This window comes from Streptosporangium nanhuense, assembly GCF_059358815.1.
In genome coordinates, this window is record NZ_JCADBG010000087.1 from 1 (window position 1) to 1,812 (window position 1,812).

Genomic DNA, 1,812 nt, shown 5'->3' on the forward strand with positions numbered 1-1,812 from the left:
GAGAAATAGTCAAGACCTGTGGACGAGTCCGTTGCTTGGTCAGGTCGGGTCGTCGGTCTGCCAGGGGTAGAGGAACTGGTCGGGGTGTAGCTGCCATGCGTCGAGCGTGGTGTTGAGATCGTGTTCGCTGGCTGGGGTCGCGGTGCGGATGAGGACGGCTCCGATGTCGTAGTCGAAGCCGGAGATGCGGTCACCGTCGTAGTCCCAGTGCTGCAGGCGGAATGCGCGTGCGGTGTTAGCGCGTTTCCAGCCCTCGTCGCGTGCTTGGGCGTCGGCCGACGTGAGGATCGGGGTGATGCCGATGAACGCGCGCCGTCCGGGTCCTATGGCGGGGACCTCGGCGACCAGTCGCTGTCCCAGGCGCAGCGCGGTCAGCCTGTCGGTGGGCCAGGGCTGCTCGGCACCGGTCGGGCGAGGAGGCAGGTTCATGCGGCGGACGTCTCGGCTGGACGTTCAACGAGCTTGCCGTTGACGAAGGTGGCCCCGGCGCGGACCAGGGCGACGAGGTGGGGCGCGTTGACCGCCCGCCACCGGGCCTGGGCGGACTCGATCAGCTTGAACGCCATCGCCAGCCCTGCGGCCCGCGAGCCGGGACCCTTGGTGACCTTGGTGCGGTGGCGGACGGTCGCGAACGTCGACTCGATCGGGTTCGTGGTCCGCAGGTGCTGCCAGTGCTCAGCCGGGAAGTCATAGAACGACAGCAGTTCCTCCAGGTCATCGACGACCTTCGCGACGGCCTTGGGATGCTTGACGCCGTAGGCGGCCTGGAACTCCTTCACCGCCCGCACGGCGTGCGTCTTGTCTTCGGCGTTCCAGATCTCCGCCAGGTACTTCTTTGCCCCGGGGTGGGCCGACTTCGGGAGCGCCCCCAACACGTTCGCGATCTTGTGGAACCAGCAGCGCTGCTCCTTGGTCTGCGGAAACACCTCCCTCAGCGCGCCCCAGAAGCCGAGCGCGCCGTCGCCGACCGCGAGCACCGGGGCGCGCATCCCGCGGCGTTTGCAGTCGCGCAACAGGTCGGCCCACGACTCGGTTGACTCGCGGTAGCCGTCCGCGAGCGCGACGAGCTCCTTGCGTCCGTCGGCGCGCACTCCGATCATCACCAGCAGGCAGAGCTTGTGCTCCTCGAGCCGGATGTTGACGTGGATGCCGTCGGCCCACAGGTAGACGAAGTCGACCTCCCGCAGGTCACGGGCCGCGAACGCACGCTGCTCGTTCTTCCACTGCTCGGTCAGCTTGGTGATGACTGGCGCCGAAAGCCCCGCGCTCGAGCCGAGGAACTGGCCGAGCGCGGGCACAAAGTCGCCCGAGGACAGGCCGTGCAGGTAGAGCAGCGGCAGCACCTCGCTGATCTTCGGGGTCTTGCGGCACCAGGGCGGCAAAATCGCCGAGGAGAACCGCTGCCGCTCGCCCGTGGCCGCATCGACTCGTTTGTCGTTGACCCGCGGCGCCCGCACTTCGATCGCCCCCGCGGAGGTCAGGACTTCGCGGGGCTCGTGGTGGCCGTTGCGCACCACCAGGCGACGGCCGTTATTGTCGCGTTCGTCGACGAACCGGGCGGTATAGGCATCGACCTCGGCCTTGAGCGCCTCGGCCAGCATACGCCGCGCACCCTCCCGCACGATCTCATCGATCAACGACGACGATCCAACGGCCGGCTCGCGGCCGGACGGGTCAGGAACTACGGTGAGCATCGGGTGTGCCTTCCCGACCGACGTTGGCGCGTCGGCCTTATCTCGAAACCACATCGGATGATCGGGGAAGGTACACCCCTTCCTGGCAGATCCACAGGTTTCGATCATTGCTCCCGTC

The 1,812-nt window shown here is 67.5% G+C and carries 2 protein-coding genes; both read right to left on the reverse strand.

Going from position 1 to position 1,812, the window contains the following annotated elements; genetic code table 11:
- Nucleotides 1-39: 39 nt before the first annotated feature.
- Nucleotides 40-429 (reverse strand): hypothetical protein, encoded by a 390-nt coding sequence (locus AC5L38_RS44070; RefSeq protein WP_495248794.1) that lies wholly within the window; start codon nucleotides 427-429, stop codon nucleotides 40-42.
- Nucleotides 426-1,694, reverse strand: a complete 1,269-nt coding sequence (locus tag AC5L38_RS44075) for an IS256 family transposase (protein ID WP_495248795.1) — start codon at nucleotides 1,692-1,694, stop codon at nucleotides 426-428. The genes AC5L38_RS44070 and AC5L38_RS44075 overlap by 4 nt, the downstream gene beginning before the upstream one ends.
- Nucleotides 1,695-1,812 lie beyond the last annotated feature (118 nt).

What these genes read in the sequence shown, in the direction of transcription:
- AC5L38_RS44070 (WP_495248794.1), bottom strand. Translation starts at nt 429, where the DNA reads ATGAACCTGCCTCCTCGCCCGACCGGTGCCGAGCAGCCCTGGCCCACC.
- AC5L38_RS44075 (WP_495248795.1), bottom strand. Translation starts at nt 1,694, where the DNA reads ATGCTCACCGTAGTTCCTGACCCGTCCGGCCGCGAGCCGGCCGTTGGA.